This is a genomic window from Streptococcus sp. V869 (assembly GCF_054353515.1).
This window is the reverse complement of record NZ_JBTHHW010000001.1, coordinates 524,531-539,928: the sequence shown is the minus strand read 5'-3', so window position 1 is coordinate 539,928 and position 15,398 is coordinate 524,531. Positions and strand designations below refer to the sequence as shown.

At 36.6% G+C, this 15,398-nt stretch carries 17 protein-coding genes, 1 tRNA gene and 1 riboswitch; of the genes, 14 read left to right on the top strand and 4 right to left on the bottom strand.

The window, feature by feature from the left end:
• The first annotated feature begins 66 nt into the window (after positions 1 to 66).
• Entirely contained in the window at positions 67 to 1,968 is a 1,902-nt protein-coding gene (locus tag ACXYSN_RS02740; RefSeq protein ID WP_458636072.1) for an ABC-F family ATP-binding cassette domain-containing protein, read from the top strand.
• 37 nt (positions 1,969 to 2,005) lie between these two features.
• On the opposite strand, the gene ACXYSN_RS02735 is transcribed toward ACXYSN_RS02740, so the two are convergent.
• The 3 genes from ACXYSN_RS02735 to ACXYSN_RS02725 all read right to left on the bottom strand — a co-directional run bounded on the left by ACXYSN_RS02735 (position 2,006) and on the right by ACXYSN_RS02725 (position 3,065).
• A tRNA-Arg gene (locus ACXYSN_RS02735) sits at positions 2,006 to 2,077 on the bottom strand.
• Positions 2,078 to 2,182: 105 nt separating this feature from the next.
• Complete coding sequence (gene mscL / locus ACXYSN_RS02730) at positions 2,183 to 2,560, bottom strand: large conductance mechanosensitive channel protein MscL (RefSeq protein WP_303942763.1); 378 nt, start codon at positions 2,558 to 2,560, stop codon at positions 2,183 to 2,185.
• 70 nt (positions 2,561 to 2,630) lie between these two features.
• A complete protein-coding gene (locus tag ACXYSN_RS02725) occupies positions 2,631 to 3,065 on the bottom strand; it encodes a GtrA family protein (RefSeq protein WP_373113535.1) in 435 nt (144 codons plus the stop codon).
• Between the two features lie 28 nt (positions 3,066 to 3,093).
• A riboswitch (PreQ1 riboswitch) is annotated at positions 3,094 to 3,191 on the top strand.
• On the opposite strand from ACXYSN_RS02725, the gene ACXYSN_RS02720 reads away from it, so the two are divergent.
• From ACXYSN_RS02720 to ACXYSN_RS02680, 9 genes are all read left to right on the top strand, one after another.
• A complete protein-coding gene (locus ACXYSN_RS02720; protein ID WP_004252705.1) occupies positions 3,189 to 3,698 on the top strand; it encodes a QueT transporter family protein in 510 nt (169 codons plus the stop codon). It overlaps the preceding riboswitch by 3 nt.
• 117 nt (positions 3,699 to 3,815) lie before the next feature.
• On the top strand, positions 3,816 to 4,232 hold the full coding sequence (locus tag ACXYSN_RS02715) for a hypothetical protein (RefSeq protein WP_225750391.1): 417 nt from the start codon (positions 3,816 to 3,818) through the stop codon (positions 4,230 to 4,232).
• Positions 4,233 to 4,298: 66 nt separating this feature from the next.
• Complete coding sequence (locus tag ACXYSN_RS02710) at positions 4,299 to 4,958, top strand: hypothetical protein (RefSeq protein WP_458636071.1); 660 nt, start codon at positions 4,299 to 4,301, stop codon at positions 4,956 to 4,958.
• Between the two features lie 126 nt (positions 4,959 to 5,084).
• Positions 5,085 to 5,882 carry a formate/nitrite transporter family protein gene (locus ACXYSN_RS02705; protein WP_016465911.1) on the top strand — a complete coding sequence of 266 codons (798 nt, stop codon included), beginning with the start codon at positions 5,085 to 5,087 and terminating at the stop codon, positions 5,880 to 5,882.
• Positions 5,883 to 5,962: 80 nt separating this feature from the next.
• Positions 5,963 to 7,237 carry a DUF2130 domain-containing protein gene (locus ACXYSN_RS02700; protein ID WP_458636070.1) on the top strand — a complete coding sequence of 425 codons (1,275 nt, stop codon included), beginning with the start codon at positions 5,963 to 5,965 and terminating at the stop codon, positions 7,235 to 7,237.
• 10 nt (positions 7,238 to 7,247) lie between these two features.
• Positions 7,248 to 8,126 (top strand): tRNA pseudouridine(55) synthase TruB, encoded by an 879-nt coding sequence (truB, locus tag ACXYSN_RS02695; RefSeq protein ID WP_458636069.1) that lies wholly within the window; start codon positions 7,248 to 7,250, stop codon positions 8,124 to 8,126.
• A 194-nt stretch (positions 8,127 to 8,320) separates the two neighbouring features.
• Positions 8,321 to 8,812, top strand: a complete 492-nt coding sequence (locus ACXYSN_RS02690; RefSeq protein ID WP_004252719.1) for a DUF536 domain-containing protein — start codon at positions 8,321 to 8,323, stop codon at positions 8,810 to 8,812.
• A gap of 69 nt (positions 8,813 to 8,881) precedes the next feature.
• Positions 8,882 to 9,472 carry a 3'-5' exonuclease gene (locus ACXYSN_RS02685; RefSeq protein WP_458636068.1) on the top strand — a complete coding sequence of 197 codons (591 nt, stop codon included), beginning with the start codon at positions 8,882 to 8,884 and terminating at the stop codon, positions 9,470 to 9,472.
• Positions 9,473 to 9,480: 8 nt separating this feature from the next.
• Positions 9,481 to 11,244: a glycerophosphoryl diester phosphodiesterase membrane domain-containing protein gene (locus tag ACXYSN_RS02680; RefSeq protein ID WP_458636067.1), complete on the top strand. Its 1,764-nt coding sequence runs from the start codon at positions 9,481 to 9,483 to the stop codon at positions 11,242 to 11,244.
• 46 nt (positions 11,245 to 11,290) lie between these two features.
• Here the strand turns inward: ACXYSN_RS02680 and ACXYSN_RS02675 are convergent, their stop codons facing one another.
• Entirely contained in the window at positions 11,291 to 11,590 is a 300-nt protein-coding gene (locus ACXYSN_RS02675; protein ID WP_458636066.1) for a YbaB/EbfC family nucleoid-associated protein, read from the bottom strand.
• 314 nt (positions 11,591 to 11,904) lie between these two features.
• Between ACXYSN_RS02675 and ACXYSN_RS02670 the strand changes: the two genes are divergently transcribed.
• The 4 genes from ACXYSN_RS02670 to ACXYSN_RS02655 are packed head-to-tail and all read left to right on the top strand — an operon-like array spanning position 11,905 to position 15,389.
• Positions 11,905 to 12,612 carry an IspD/TarI family cytidylyltransferase gene (locus ACXYSN_RS02670; protein ID WP_006149770.1) on the top strand — a complete coding sequence of 236 codons (708 nt, stop codon included), beginning with the start codon at positions 11,905 to 11,907 and terminating at the stop codon, positions 12,610 to 12,612.
• A gap of 4 nt (positions 12,613 to 12,616) precedes the next feature.
• Positions 12,617 to 13,639, top strand: a complete 1,023-nt coding sequence (locus ACXYSN_RS02665) for a ribitol-5-phosphate dehydrogenase (RefSeq protein ID WP_441348273.1) — start codon at positions 12,617 to 12,619, stop codon at positions 13,637 to 13,639.
• 12 nt (positions 13,640 to 13,651) lie between these two features.
• Positions 13,652 to 14,521 carry a phosphotransferase gene (locus ACXYSN_RS02660; RefSeq protein ID WP_458636065.1) on the top strand — a complete coding sequence of 290 codons (870 nt, stop codon included), beginning with the start codon at positions 13,652 to 13,654 and terminating at the stop codon, positions 14,519 to 14,521.
• Positions 14,511 to 15,389 (top strand): DMT family transporter, encoded by an 879-nt coding sequence (locus tag ACXYSN_RS02655; protein WP_458636064.1) that lies wholly within the window; start codon positions 14,511 to 14,513, stop codon positions 15,387 to 15,389. The genes ACXYSN_RS02660 and ACXYSN_RS02655 overlap by 11 nt, the downstream gene beginning before the upstream one ends.
• Positions 15,390 to 15,398: the final 9 nt, after the last annotated feature.

Sequence of the window (15,398 nt, the reverse complement as noted above, 5' to 3'; positions counted from 1 at the left end):
TAAGTTGTAAAATGTAGCTTAAGAACAACCCTTGAACGGCTTAAAGAAACATGCTATACTTACTGTATGATTATTTTACAAGCAAATAAAATCGAACGCTCTTTTGCAGGAGAGGTTCTTTTTGAGAATATTAACCTCCAAGTAGATGAAAGAGATCGTATCGGTCTTGTTGGGAAAAATGGAGCGGGTAAGTCTACACTATTAAAGATATTAGTCGGAGAAGAAGAACCAACCTCTGGAGAGATTAATAAGAAAAAAGATATTTCCCTTTCTTACTTAGCACAGGATAGTAGATTTGAATCAGACAACACAATCTATGACGAGATGTTGCATGTTTTTGATGACTTACGGTCTACTGAGAAACAGCTTCGTCAGATGGAGCTCGAGATGGGTGAAAAGACAGGTGCGGATTTAGAAAAACTAATGGCTGACTACGATCGTTTGTCAGAAAACTTCCGTCAGGCCGGAGGTTTCACCTACGAAGCGGATATTCGGGCTATTTTAAACGGATTTAAATTCGATGAATCGATGTGGCAGATGAAGATTGCCGAGCTCTCTGGTGGTCAAAATACTCGTCTTGCACTGGCAAAAATGCTCCTTGAAAAACCGAATCTCTTGGTTTTGGATGAGCCAACCAACCACTTAGATATTGAAACTATCGCCTGGTTAGAAAATTACCTCGTAAACTATAATGGTGCCCTTATTATCGTCAGTCATGACCGTTATTTCCTCGATAAGGTTGCAACTATAACACTTGACTTAACCAAACATTCCTTAGACAGATACGTAGGAAACTACACTAGCTTTGTGGAGCAGAAGGAGCAAAAACTCGCAACTGAAGCCAAAAACTACGAAAAGCAACAGAAGGAAATTGCTGCCTTAGAAGACTTTGTCAATCGGAATCTTGTTCGAGCATCGACAACCAAACGTGCGCAATCACGGCGCAAACAACTAGAAAAAATGGAACGTTTGGACAAGCCTGAAGCTGGAACTAAATCTGCTAATATGACCTTCCACTCTGATAAAACATCTGGTAATATTGTTTTAACTGTTGAAAATGCTGCGATTGGCTATGATGGAGAAATATTATCAGAGCCTATCAACCTCGACCTTCGTAAGATGAATGCAGTAGCGATTGTAGGTCCTAATGGTATTGGTAAGACGACCTTTATCAAGTCTATTGTTGATCAGATTCCTTTTATTAAGGGTGAGAAGCGTTTTGGCGCTAATGTCGAAGTTGGCTACTATGACCAAACTCAAAGTAAGTTAACACCAAGCAATACAGTTTTAGATGAACTTTGGAATGATTTTAGATTGACGCCAGAAGTTGAAATCCGTAATCGCTTAGGTGCATTTCTTTTCTCTGGGGACGATGTTAAGAAATCAGTTGGTATGCTTTCAGGTGGAGAGAAAGCTCGCTTGCTCTTAGCTAAACTTTCTATGGAAAACAATAACTTCCTGATTCTCGACGAGCCTACAAACCACTTGGACATCGATAGCAAGGAAGTCTTGGAAAATGCTTTGATTGACTTTGATGGGACTTTACTTTTTGTCAGCCATGATCGTTACTTTATCAACCGAGTAGCCACTCATGTTCTAGAATTATCTGAAAATGGCTCAACCCTCTATCTTGGTGATTATGACTATTATGTCGAAAAGAAAGCAGAGCTAGTAGCTAGTCAAGCGGAAGAAGTGGCAGCTGTTAACCAAGAAAAAGAAGTTTCTTCAGTTAATGATTACCAAGCTCAGAAAGAGAGTCAAAAAGAACTGCGTAAGTTGATGCGCCAGATTGAGAGTCTGGAAATGGAAATTGAAGAACTGGAAAATAAAACCCAAGATATTTCTGACCAAATGCACACTACCAATGATGCAGATGAACTGATGCAATTACAAGCAGAACTGGATAAGATTAGCCATCGGCAGGAAGAAGCTATGCTTGAGTGGGAAGAGTTGTCCGAGCAGGTATAAAAAAACAGCGATTGACGCTGTTTTTTTATTCTATCTATCCACCCTGAGGGAATCGAACCCCCATTTCAAGAACCGGAATCTTACGTGATATCCATTACACTAAGGGTGGAAACTCTCATCATTATATCAAAAATAGGAGTTTTACTCAAGACCAATATAATGCTAAATAAAAGTAAAAAAAAGGATTTAGACAAATCTAAATCCTTTTACATTCTTAGTTTTTTTCAAGAAGTGCTTTGATTTCTTGAAGAACTTCCAATTCAGTTGGACCAGCTGGAGCTGCTTCAACTTCTTCTTTCTTACGAAGGTTTTGAGCTTTCTCAATTCCTTTAACTACAAAGAAAAGAACAGTACCAACTACTACGAAGTTGATGACAGCGCTCAAGAAGTTACCGTAAGCAACACCGTTCCATGAAAGTTCAGCAATGCGGTCAACTTTCGCAGCTTTCAAAGCTGGGTTCAATAGTAGTGGAGTGATGATATCATTAACGAATGAAGTTACGATAGCACCAAAAGCAGTAGCGATGATCACACCGACAGCAAGGTCTACGACGTTACCGCGGAGCAAGAAATCCTTAAGATCCTTTAACATAATCTTTTTCCTTTCAAAATTTTACACACAACATTATATCGTAAATTTGTGGGGAAAGCAAGAAAAGTGCTCAATGATTTTTAAAAACAAAAAGCTTGCTAAATAAGTAGTTTAGAACGACTATTGTAACCTGTGCAAAAATGATTTCTATGGTGTTAACCATGTTGATGTCATCACCAACAAATTGACCGATAATATGAGGAAATTTAGTAACAAAGATAAAGGTTAATGCCATATCAAGTAAGAAGGTAAAAGCTCTAGCTCCTGAGAATTTAATGAGACGCCCAAACCAATTTTCACGTTTTTGTTTAAAAACAATGGTATCGTTGGTAAAAAAGGCAAATAAAATACCCGTTATATTACCTAAAGCTGTAGCGACCAACTCTTGTCTAGTTATAAAAAATATGATCATGCGTGTTCCTACTGAAACTATGGTAGTAGCAACACCGAAAAATAAATAGGATAAAATTTCGTTATCGAAGAATTTTTTTATGTATCTTTTCATAAGATTAGTATAGCATAAAGACTATAATTGTGCTATACTTATAAAGTTGACTTGCTCAACCCTTGGTGCTTAGCTTCTTTCACCAAGCATATTATACGCGGGATAGCCGCTAAAGGAGAAAATATGAAAAAACTAACTGTTCGTGATTTGGCAGATATTGCCATTGTCGCAGCTATTTACGTGGTTTTGACAATCACACCACCACTCAATGCTATCAGTTATGGTGCTTATCAGTTCCGTATTTCTGAAATGATGAACTTCCTAGCTTTTTACAATCCTAAGTACATTATCGGTGTTACTCTTGGATGTATGATTGCCAACTTCTTCAGTTTCGGACTCATTGATGTCGCTGTAGGTGGAGGCTCAACTCTTGTCTTCCTTAGCTTAGGAGTTTGGTTGTTCAGTAAATATAGTAAAGACTATCTTTTTAATGGATTGATTCGTAAAGATCATTTCTTCTTTTCAATTCTATTTTCAATTTCAATGATTACCATTGCTGCTGAATTAAACATCGTAGCAGAAGCACCTTTCTTCTTTACTTGGTTCACGACTGGTATCGGAGAGTTCGCTTCACTAATTGTCGGAGCAATTATCATTGGTAAAATTGGTCAACGTATTGATTTGACTAGATAAAGATATCACATCAACCATTCATAAAAAGGGCTGAACTTTGTTCAGTCTTTTTCTTTGTCCATAAAACTAGTAGTTCAATAAAAGTGATATAATAAAGAAAAAAGGGATTATTTTAATATGTATAGTTATCGTATTTCAGTTTTTGAAGTCCTTTGGAAAAATCAAGTCATTAGATTTTTGTTAATTTTTTTAGCACTATTTTATTTCTATCTTTTTTTCCAAAGAGTTAAGACATCTTTAAAAAGTGGTGGGAGTATGTTGGATCCTTTTCATATTGCAAAGGGAAGATTATACATTCACACGATTATTCTTTTTAGAAAAAGGATTGTTCCTCTAGCTGAAATTAAACAGATTGATATTGATTACGTTCGAGGGAGAAGAATGAATGGGGACAGGTATCATCTGTACTTTACAAGGAAAGATGGAAAATCTTTTACTTTTCATTTTGGAAAAAGCAAAAGAAACGAGGAGTTATTGAAAAATCTTGCCAATGTGGCCAAGAAGTGCCATATTAAAATCTATTATTATTATTAAGAGTCGATTGCTAAAATTGGATTGTTGTCACTTGTGACAGTTGTCAAAGCTGGGAGAGTAGCTAATATGAATCAACTACAAGTAATAAGAAAAGATAAACAACTAAGAATTTTATTGATGCAAGAATGCGGTATTCTCTTTTATGACCAGTTGAAAGAGGTTGAATTTTCTCAGAACAATGAAGTTTATTCTCTTTCGCCCATAGCCTTTGCTAAAGATGGTAGTGGGGGAGAATATGTAATTCTTGAGGATCAGAGTATAGGTTTTATAGGGAGTGAAGGCCAAGTTGACCGGGTAGCAGAAAGCCTTGATGAATTGCTTACTTTCTTACTTCATGCTGGTTCTATCTCAGACTTTTCCTGTCGGTTACTCTATCAAAACAAGCATTTGTTGGCAAAATTCTGTCAGGGATTTATTAACAAAGCACGAGAAAACTACCAGTCAAAAGGTGAATTGTGGGATAAAGTGAGAGCTGGACTTGCACAAGAGTTGGGACTTAAATTTCAGCCAGAAAAACTGCAAGAGTTAGCCTTCAATTTTTATCAATCAGCGATAAGAACCCCTCTATTCACTTGTAAATATGGTCATGGTGAGAATGAATATGTCTGCGATTCTGTTTTATCAGATATTGTCGGCTTGTGGGTTTCAGAGCTGGTAGGACTGACTGCAGAAGAAATTATGAATTATAATCGTTTCGGAAATATTGATGAAAGAGGTTCTATTTAATTAAAGTATTGTGTCTATTTTAAGTATCTTGATTAGAAATATACTCCGGTTAGATTCAAGAAAACGCTTCCCATAAATGTAGTTTTATGTTATAATATTCACAAATAAAAAGTTTTAGGAGTTTATATGGTTTCATCAGAATTTATCTCAAAAATTGAATTTGCTTGTAAAAAGAAAGAAAGTCTTTATTCAAATAGCAAATTCAAGTATGCTATCCGTTCAATGTTTGCAGGTGCATTCCTTACCTTCAGTACAGCAGCTGGAGCTGTTGGTGCTGACTTGATCAATAAGATCGCTCCTGGTAGCGGACGCTTCCTTTTCCCATTTGTTTTCGCATGGGGATTGGCCTACATTGTCTTCTTGAATGCTGAGTTGGTTACATCTAATATGATGTTCCTTACAGCTGGTAGCTTTTTGAAAAAAATTAGCTGGAGAAAAACAGCTGAAATTCTCTTGTATTGTACTTTCTTTAACTTAATTGGTGCGCTTATCGCTGGTTGGGGATTCGCACACTCAGCAGCTTACGCAAACTTAACACATGATAGCTTTATTTCTGGCGTTGTAGAAATGAAGTTGGCACGTTCGAATGAATTGGTATTACTTGAAGGTATTTTAGCGAATATCTTTGTAAATATCGCAATTCTATCATTTGTTTTGGTTAAAGATGGTGGAGCTAAACTTTGGTTGGTTCTTTCAGCCATTTACATGTTTGTATTCTTAACGAACGAACACATCGCCGCAAACTTTGCATCATTTGCGATTGTGAAATTCAGTGTCGCTGCTGATTCAATTGCAAACTTCGGTATTGGAAATATCCTTCGTCACTGGGGTGTGACCTTTATCGGTAACTTTATTGGTGGTGGTTTACTAATTGGATTACCTTACGCTTTCTTAAACAAAAACGAAGATACATATGTAGATTAAAAGTTGGATTGATTCCAACTTTTTCTTTTTGTTTTTCCATGCTATAATGAAAGTAGTAATGTTAAATTTAGAGGAAAATCATGAACGAAATTAAATGTCCAAATTGTGGCGAAGTTTTTACTGTTAATGAAAGTCAATATGCAGAACTAATTTCTCAAGTTCGCACTGTAGAGTTTGACAAGGAGTTACATGCCCGAATCAAGCAAGAATTAACGTTGGTGGAACAAAAAGCTTTAAATGAACAACAGGCAAAACTCGCTCAAAAGGATCAAGAAATTGCCCAGCTACAAAGTCAAATCCAAAACTTCGATACAGAAAAAGAATTGGCCAAAAAAGAAGTGGAGCAAAGTGCTAGCCAAAGTCTGTTGGAAAAAGAAAAAGAGGTCCAAGCTCTTGAGAATCAATTGGCTACCTTGCGCTTGGAGCATGAAAATCAACTACAAAAAACTCTTTCTGATCTTGAAAAAGAACGCGATCAGGTCAAAAATCAGCTCCTTTTACAAGAAAAAGAAAACGAACTTTCTCTTGCTTCGGTGAAACAAAACTATGAAGCCCAGCTTAAGGCAGCTAATGAGCAGGTTGAGTTCTATAAAAATTTCAAGGCTCAACAATCTACAAAGGCCATTGGTGAAAGCCTGGAACAATATGCAGAAAGTGAGTTTAACAAGGTTCGTAGCTTTGCCTTCCCCAATGCTTACTTTGAAAAAGACAACAAGGTCTCTGCTCGTGGTTCTAAAGGGGACTTTATCTTCCGAGACTTTGATGAAAATGGGCTAGAATTCATTTCCATCATGTTTGAGATGAAAAATGAAGCTGATGGGACTGAAAAGAAGCATAAGAATGCGGACTTTTACAAGGAGTTGGACAAGGATCGTCGTGAGAAGAACTGTGAGTATGCCGTATTAGTGACTATGCTTGAGGCTGATAATGACTACTTCAATACTGGAATTGTTGACGTCAGCCACGAGTATGAGAAGATGTATGTGGTGCGTCCTCAGTTCTTTATCCAGTTGATTGGTCTTTTACGCAATGCGGCTCTTAACTCTCTTAAATACAAGCAAGAATTAGCACTTATCCGAGAACAAAACATTGATATCACTCATTTTGAGGAAGACTTGGAAGCTTTCAAGGTAGCCTTTGCCAAGAACTACAATTCAGCATCTGTCAACTTCGGTAAGGCTATTGACGAAATCGACAAGGCCATCAAACGGATGGAAGAGGTCAAGAAATTCTTGACCACATCAGAAAACCAACTCCGCCTCGCAAACAATAAGTTGGATGATGTTTCCGTTAAAAAATTGACTCGTAAAAATCCAACTATGAAAGCAAAGTTTGATGCCTTGAAGGGGGAGTAGAAAGCAACATATGAACGGTATTATCAATTTAAAAAAAGAAGCAGGTATGACCTCCCATGATGCGGTCTTTAAACTGCGTAAGATTTTGGGTACCAAGAAAATCGGACACGGTGGGACCTTGGATCCGGATGTTGTGGGTGTTTTACCCATTGCTGTGGGAAAGGCGACTCGCATGGTAGAGTTCATGCAGGATGAGGGTAAGGTCTACGAGGGGGAAATCACTCTAGGCTATTCAACGACAACTGAGGATGCTAGTGGTGAAATAGTTGATGAAACTCCAGTTTTAGCTCCATTGGATGACAAGATTGTCGATGAAGCCATTGCGAGCTTGACAGGTCCTATCACTCAAATCCCTCCAATGTACTCAGCCGTTAAGGTCAATGGTCGTAAGCTCTATGAGTATGCGCGTACTGGTCAGGAAGTGGATCGTCCTGAACGTCAGGTAATCATTTATAATTTTGAAAGAACGAGTCCGATTTCTTATGATGGGCATCTTGCACGATTTACTTTTCGTGTAAAATGCAGTAAGGGAACTTATATCCGTACTTTGTCTGTTGATCTTGGAGAAAAACTTGGCTATGCAGCTCATATGTCTCATTTAACACGAACAAGCGCTGCGGGCTTGCGGTTAGATGATGCTTTGACCTTGAATGAAATTGAGGAAAAGGTTCAAGCTGGTGAATTGGACTTTCTCCATCCTCTAGAGATTGGGACTGGTGACCTTGTCAAAGTTTTTCTTACACCTGAACAGGCAGAAGAAATCCGTTTTGGACGATTTATTGAGTTAAAACAACCAGAAAACCAATTAGCTGCTTTTGAAGGCGAGAAGCTTCTTGCTATATTGGAGAAACGAGAACAGCTTTACAAACCGAGAAAGGTTTTCTCTTAAGTATTTGACAAACTAATGATTTTTATTTACTAGTCCAAAGATGAGATCTTCTCATCTTTTTAAAATATTTGCAGATTAATAGTTTTAAAATTTTATGTCCTAAAAAACCATTGAAAATACAGTGTTATTTGACAGTTTGGTTTACTTATGATAAGATTTAATTTAAGAAAAGTTAGAGAAAAATTGAGGATATTATGAGTATTGAAATGACTGTCAGTGAGATTGCTGAGGTCTTGGGTCTATCCCGACAAGCAATCAATAATCGTGTCAAAGAATTACCTGAAGAAGATATTACAAAAAACGACAAAGGTGTCACTGTTGTTACCCGTAGTGGATTGATCAAACTTGAGGAAATCTACAAAAAGACTATCTTTGAAGATGAACCAGTTAGTGATGAAGTTAAGCAGCGAGAACTCATGGAGATTCTTGTTGATGAAAAGAATGCCGAAATCATCCGTCTTTATGAGCAATTAAAAGCTAAAGACAAGCAACTGGCTGAAAAAGATGAACAGATGCGTGTTAAAGACCGCCAAATCGCTGAAAAAGATAAGCAATTGGATCAACAACAACAGTTGACTCTTCAAGCAATGAAGGATCAAGAAACACTTCAGTTGGAGTTGGATCAAGCTAAGCAAGAAGTACAAGCATCGAAGAAAGGCTTCTTTGCTCGCTTATTTGGAAAATAAGAAAAAACTGCTTGGTTTCTATAAATAGACCAGGTGGTTTCTTTTTACAAACTAATTAGGTACGATAAGATGGAAATATTAAGAGAGTATATCTCATTTGATTTAGAATTTAACAAACACCAGTATAAGACTCATTTGATTCAAGTATCAGCGGTACATTTTAAAGACGGTGAAGAAGTAGGAGCGTTTGACTCTTATGTCTACACTGATGTTCCTTTGAAAAGTTTTATCAATGGTTTGACTGGTATTACTTCGGAGACTCTCAAAGATGCTCCAAAGGTAGAAGAAGTTCTCCAAAAGTTTCAAGATTTCGTTGGTAACTTGCCTCTCATTGGTTATAATGCAGCAAAAAGTGATTTACCAATTCTACTAGAGAATGGATTTGACTATAGTCATCAATATCTAGTTGATGTCTATAACGAAGCACTGGAGCGACGTAGTTCAGATCTCCACGGAATCGCCAATCTAAAATTACAAACTGTTGCTAATTTTCTAGGTTTTAAAGGGCAATCTCATAATAGTCTAGAGGATGCTCGTATGACTGCTCGAGTGTATGAAGCTTTTCTGGAGTCAGATGAGAGTAGACTGTTACTCAATTCTCAGACTAGTCTCAATTCGAATCCATTTGGTGCCTTAGATTTATCACAACTTTTTGATTAGGAGTTTTTATGAAACCTGAAAAACCGAAAAAATTGGGTTTTAAAAAGATTTACCTTAATCTAGATAAAATCCTCTTTCTATTCTTTCTAATCTTTATGTTGGTCGACTATATCTGGTTGCCACTAAACTCAGTGATAGCTGGATTTTTACTAAGTCAGACTGGATATTTGTTTATTTCCTACAACAATATTTTTGAGATTATAAAAAACGCACCCATAGTCAGTCTTGGCTTCGTAATCTTAATAGCCATCAATCTACTTGTAGCCTATTTTCAACTTAGTATTCTCTTTATAGGAGCTCGCCACCTCCTATATCACGAAAAAAGGACTCTTATAGAATATAGTCGAAAAGTATTTCGTGAAAGCCTTGCTTTTATGAAGAAGATGACTCTTTCAAAAGCTATGTTTATCTTTCTTTTCGTAGCCATGCTGTTTCCTTTTATCAGAAAGATATTTAAGATTTATTATTTCAATAAGATTGTGATTCCAGAGTTTATCCAAACCTATATGGAAGCTAACTATTGGTTATGGTGGGTAGTTATTATCAGCTTATCAGTCTTATTCTTTTATGTTTCTGTTCGATTGGTATTCACTTTACCAAAAATTTTCTATGATAAGATGACTGTGAAGGAAGCAGTTGTTTATAGTCTGGATAAAACGAAGAATTTCTTTTGGTTTTATGCCTGGCATTTATTTTTAATTGTTGTAAAAACCAATCTATTCTTCTATCTTCCTCTCGTCCCTTTACTATCAACCCAGTATATAGTAGATAGCCTTACTCAGAGAGAGTCTCTGGTCCTTGCTATTTTGAATTTTGTTCTGATCAAGAATTTGCACTATATGGCACTGACTTATTTCCTTGTCAAATTCACATCTTTCTTAACGGGAGAAGAACTTGACATTATGCCAAGGCGGGAGAAGGACCATACCATGAGATGGGGAGTCATGGTTTGTGCGAGTATCTTCTTTGCGATTGAAGGATATAATTATCTTGAAGCTCCAGTAGTCAATCCACCTCTTGTCATTTCACATCGTGGTGTATCAAATGGAAATGGTGTCCAAAATACAGTAGAATCTTTAGAAAAAACAGCGCAATTAAAACCGGATTTAATCGAGATGGATGTTCAGGAAACCAAGGATGGCCAATTCGTCATGATGCATGATGCTAAACTAAAAGGATTAGCAGGTATCAATAAAACACCGCAAGATTTGACCTTAGAAGAGTTAAAGCAGATTGATATTCATGAGAATGGTTATGAGACAAAGATTTCAAGTTTTGATGATTATCTGAATCGTGCAAATGAACTGCATCAGAAACTACTCATTGAAATTAAGACCAGTCACAAAGATAGCCCGCAGATGATGGAGCATTTTCTAGAAAAATACGGTGCAAAAATTAAGGTTTATGGTCATCAAATGCAATCCTTAGATTATAAGGTAATTGAAAAAGTGAGAGAGTATGACAAGGATATTCCTGTCTACTTTATTCTTCCCTATAATTCTGTTTTTCCTAGAACGTTGGCAACTGGTTACACAATGGAGTACTCTACTTTGGACGAATATTTTGTAACGAAATTATGGAACACTGAGCAAAAACTCTATGTATGGACAATCAATAGTTCTGAATCGTTTAATAAGTCCTTTCACCTAGGTGTTGACGGAATGATTACGGACGACTTGGAAGGAATAAAAGAGGAGCTAAAAACGGCTCAGGAAGACCCTGAATATAGCGACTTACTGCTGAATAAAGCAACTGAATTCTTTGCTTTTTAGCATAAATTAAAAGAGGCTGACAAACAGCCTCTTTTTGATAAGATTGTTAAAATGGCAACTTACCTGCAAATGCACCAAGTTTCTTTTTAGTCGTTTCATCAATTTCTTCAAGAGCAGCATTGAGTGCTTGCACGGTCATATCTGATAGAGTTTCAATATCCTCAGCATCCACAACTGCAGGATCAAAATCAATTTTTACAACTTTTTTATCACCTGTCAAGGTAGCAGTTACAAGGTTTTGAGCAGAAGTTCCAACAAATTCTGTAGCCGCAAGTTCAGCTTGACTTTGCTCCATTTGCTTTTGAAGTTTTTGAGCTTGACGCATCATGTTTTGCATATTCATCATGGTGGTAGTTAGCTTCCTTTTCTTTTATTTTCCATTTTATTTTATCAATTTTAATACGAAAAGTCTATTTTTAATTTTAGTGCTCTTTTTCTATCTAAATTCATTTTAAGGTTTCTTTAAGTTTTCTATACTATTCTGAAGAACTCTATATTAATCGAGAGCTAGAAATGACAGATTAGAACTCAATTTTGCCAAAAACGTGATTTTGATACTAGTTTCTAGCTAGAGGGACCTAGTATTTATTTTAAGATAGTGCTAGATTATGATATAATAGGAAAGAATGAGTTTTTAGTACAAACCAAAGGAGAATCAATATGATTTATGCTGGAATTTTAGCAGGTGGAACCGGCACGCGCATGGGAATTAGTAACTTACCCAAACAATTTCTTGAGTTGGGAGATCGCCCAATTCTAATTCATACAATTGAAAAATTCGTCTTAGAACCAAGTATTGAAAAAATCGTTGTTGGGGTTCATGGCGACTGGGTGACACATGCAGAAGATTTAGTTGAAAAATTCCTTCCACTCCACAAGGAACGTATCATCATTACAAAAGGTGGGGCTGATCGTAATTCTAGTATTGAAAAGATTATTGAAGCCATCGATGCTTACCGTCCACTGACAGAAGATGATATCGTAGTAACACATGATTCGGTTCGTCCCTTTATCACTCTTCGTATGATTCAAGACAATATCGCTCTTGCTCAAAAACATGATGCGGTTGACACTGTGGTTGAAGCGGTGGATACAATTGTTGAAAGTACAAACGGACAATTTATCACAGATATTCCAAATCGTGCTCATCTTTACCAAGGACAGACTCCACAAACATTCCGTTGTAAAGACTTTATTGATTTGTATGGTTCATTATCAGCAGAAGAAAAAGAAATTTTAACAGATGCATGTAAAATCTTTGTCATTAAGGGTAAAGATGTGGCCTTGGCTAAAGGTGAATACTCAAACCTTAAAATTACAACAGTTACAGACTTGAAGATTGCTAAAAGCATGATTGAGAAAGACTAGAGACATGATTAATCAAATTTATCAACTGACAAAACCAAAATTTATCAATATTAAATATCAGGAAGAAGAGATTGACCAAGAGAATCATATCCTCATTCGACCAAATTATATGGCGGTTTGTCATGCGGATCAACGCTATTACCAAGGAAAGCGTGATCCCAAAATATTATCTAAAAAGCTTCCAATGGCTATGATTCATGAGTCTTGTGGAACTGTTATTTCTGATCCAACAGGTACCTATAAGGTTGGTCAGAAGGTTGTTATGATTCCAAATCAACCACCTATGCAAAGTGACGAGGAGTTCTATGAAAACTACATGACAGGTACCTACTTCTTGTCAAGTGGTTATGATGGATTCATGCGTGAGTTTGTTTCTCTTCCAAAAGATCGTGTAGTAGCTTATGATGACATCGAAGATACGGTAGCTGCTATCACTGAATTTGTCAGTGTTGGTATGCATGCCATGAATCGTTTTTTGACAGTTTCTCATAGCAGAAGACAGAGAATAGCTGTCATTGGTGATGGTAGTCTAGCCTTTGTCATGGCAAATATTATCAACTATACCTTGCCTGAAGCTGAAATTATCGTAATTGGTCGTCACTGGGAAAAGTTGGAACTCTTCTCTTTTGCTAAAGAGCTTTACATCACTGATAGTATCCCAGAGGATCTTAGTTTTGACCATGGTTTTGAATGCTGTGGTGGTGATGGATGTGGACCTGCTATAAATGACTTGATTCGTTACATCAAACCCCAGGGAACTCTATTAATGATGGGTGTTAGTGAGTATAAGGTAAATATAAATACCCGTGATGCCCTCGAAAAAGGTTTGTTACTTGTAGGTTCTTCTCGTTCTGGGCGAATTGACTTTGAAAAGGCAATTCAAATGATGGAAGTCAAGAAATTTGCAAATCGTTTGAAGAATATCATTTATCTAGAGGAACCTGTAAGAGAAATTAAAGATATTCACCGAGTTTTTGCAACCGACTTAAATACTGCTTTTAAGACAGTCTTTAAGTGGGAAGTCTAATGGAGGATGATTATGAAGGAAATCGTTAAAGAAAAGATTGCATCTTTATTATCTGGTGGTGAAGAAATTCAGAGTGTTGAACAATTAGGTGGGATGACCAATCAAAACTACTTGGTCAAAACATCTTCGAATCAATATATTGTTAAGTTTTTCGGAAAAGGTACAGATAAATTAATCGACCGCCAAAATGAAAAGTTCAATCTTGAATTGTTGAAAGATTTGAAATTAGATGTAGAAAATTATCTTTTCGATATTGATGCAGGTATCAAGGTCAATCAATATATTGAAAATGCAGAGACACTTGATTCAACTACCATTAAAACTAAATTTGAGAAGATAGCTCCAATTTTACAAACGATCCATGCTTCGGGTAAAGAATTAAAAGGAGAGTTTGCTCCTTTTGAGGAAATTAAAAAATATGAATCATTGATTCAAGGGGAGATTTCTTATCCTAATTATGAAGTTGTCAGAAAATCTGTATTTTCTCTGAAAGACCAACTTGAAGAAATTGGAATGGATAAGAAATCATGTCATATTGATTTGGTTCCAGAAAACTTTATTGAAGGACCAGATGGACATCTTTATCTGATTGATTGGGAATATTCTTCCATGAACGACCCTATGTGGGACCTTGCAGCACTCTTTTTAGAATCTGAATTTACACCGGAAGAAGAGGCAGACTTTCTAGCTTATTACGAGGGTGATAAGACTCCTGTTTCGAGAGAGAAAATTCGTATATATAAGATTTTACAAGACATTATTTGGAGCCTATGGACCATTTACAAAGAGGAAAATGGTGCAGATTTTGGAGATTACGGAATCACTCGTTATAATAGAGCTGTAAAAGAATTAGATTGTGAAGGAGATTTAGATGAAAACTAAAAATGGAGTTTCTTTTGGGCTACTATCAGGTGTGTTCTGGGGATTAGGATTAACTATTAGTGCTTATATATTTTCAATATTCACGGATTTATCGCCCTTTGTAGTAGCAGCAGCGCACGACTTTCTTAGTATTTTTATCTTGCTAGGATATCTTTTAGTTAAAGAAGGTAAGGTACGTTTTTCAATCTTCTTGAACATTCGAAATGTCAGTGTTATTATTGGAGCACTATTGGCTGGACCAATTGGCATGCAGGCCAATCTCTATGCAGTCAAGTATATCGGTAGTTCTTTAGCATCATCTGTTTCAGCGATTTATCCTGCGGTTTCTGTCCTTCTTGCCTTCTTTATCCTAAAACATAAGGTTTCGAAGAATACAGTATTTGGAATTTTATTAATCATTGCAGGAATTATTGCTCAGACCTACAAGGTCGAACAGGTCAATTCATTCTATATTGGTATCCTCTGTGCCTTGATCTGTGCCCTTGCTTGGGGAAGTGAAAGTGTTCTCAGCTCATTTGCTATGGAAAGTGAACTCAGTGAACTCGAAGCACTCTTGATACGACAAGTCACATCTTTCTTGTCCTACCTTGTTATTGTTCTCTTCTCGCATCATTCATTTGCAGAAGTGGCAAATGGACAATTATTGGGACTTTTGATTATCTTTGCAGCATGTAATATGATTTCTTACCTTGCCTACTACATTGCTATCAATCGATTGCAGCCAGCAAAAGCTACTGGATTAAATGTGAGTTATGTAGTATGGACTGTCCTGTTTGCAGCAATTTTCTTGGGTTCGCCCCTTAATTTGCTGACCATCATTACTTCACTTATCGTAATGGCTGGTGTTTACATTATTATTAAAGAATAAAGGAGAAAA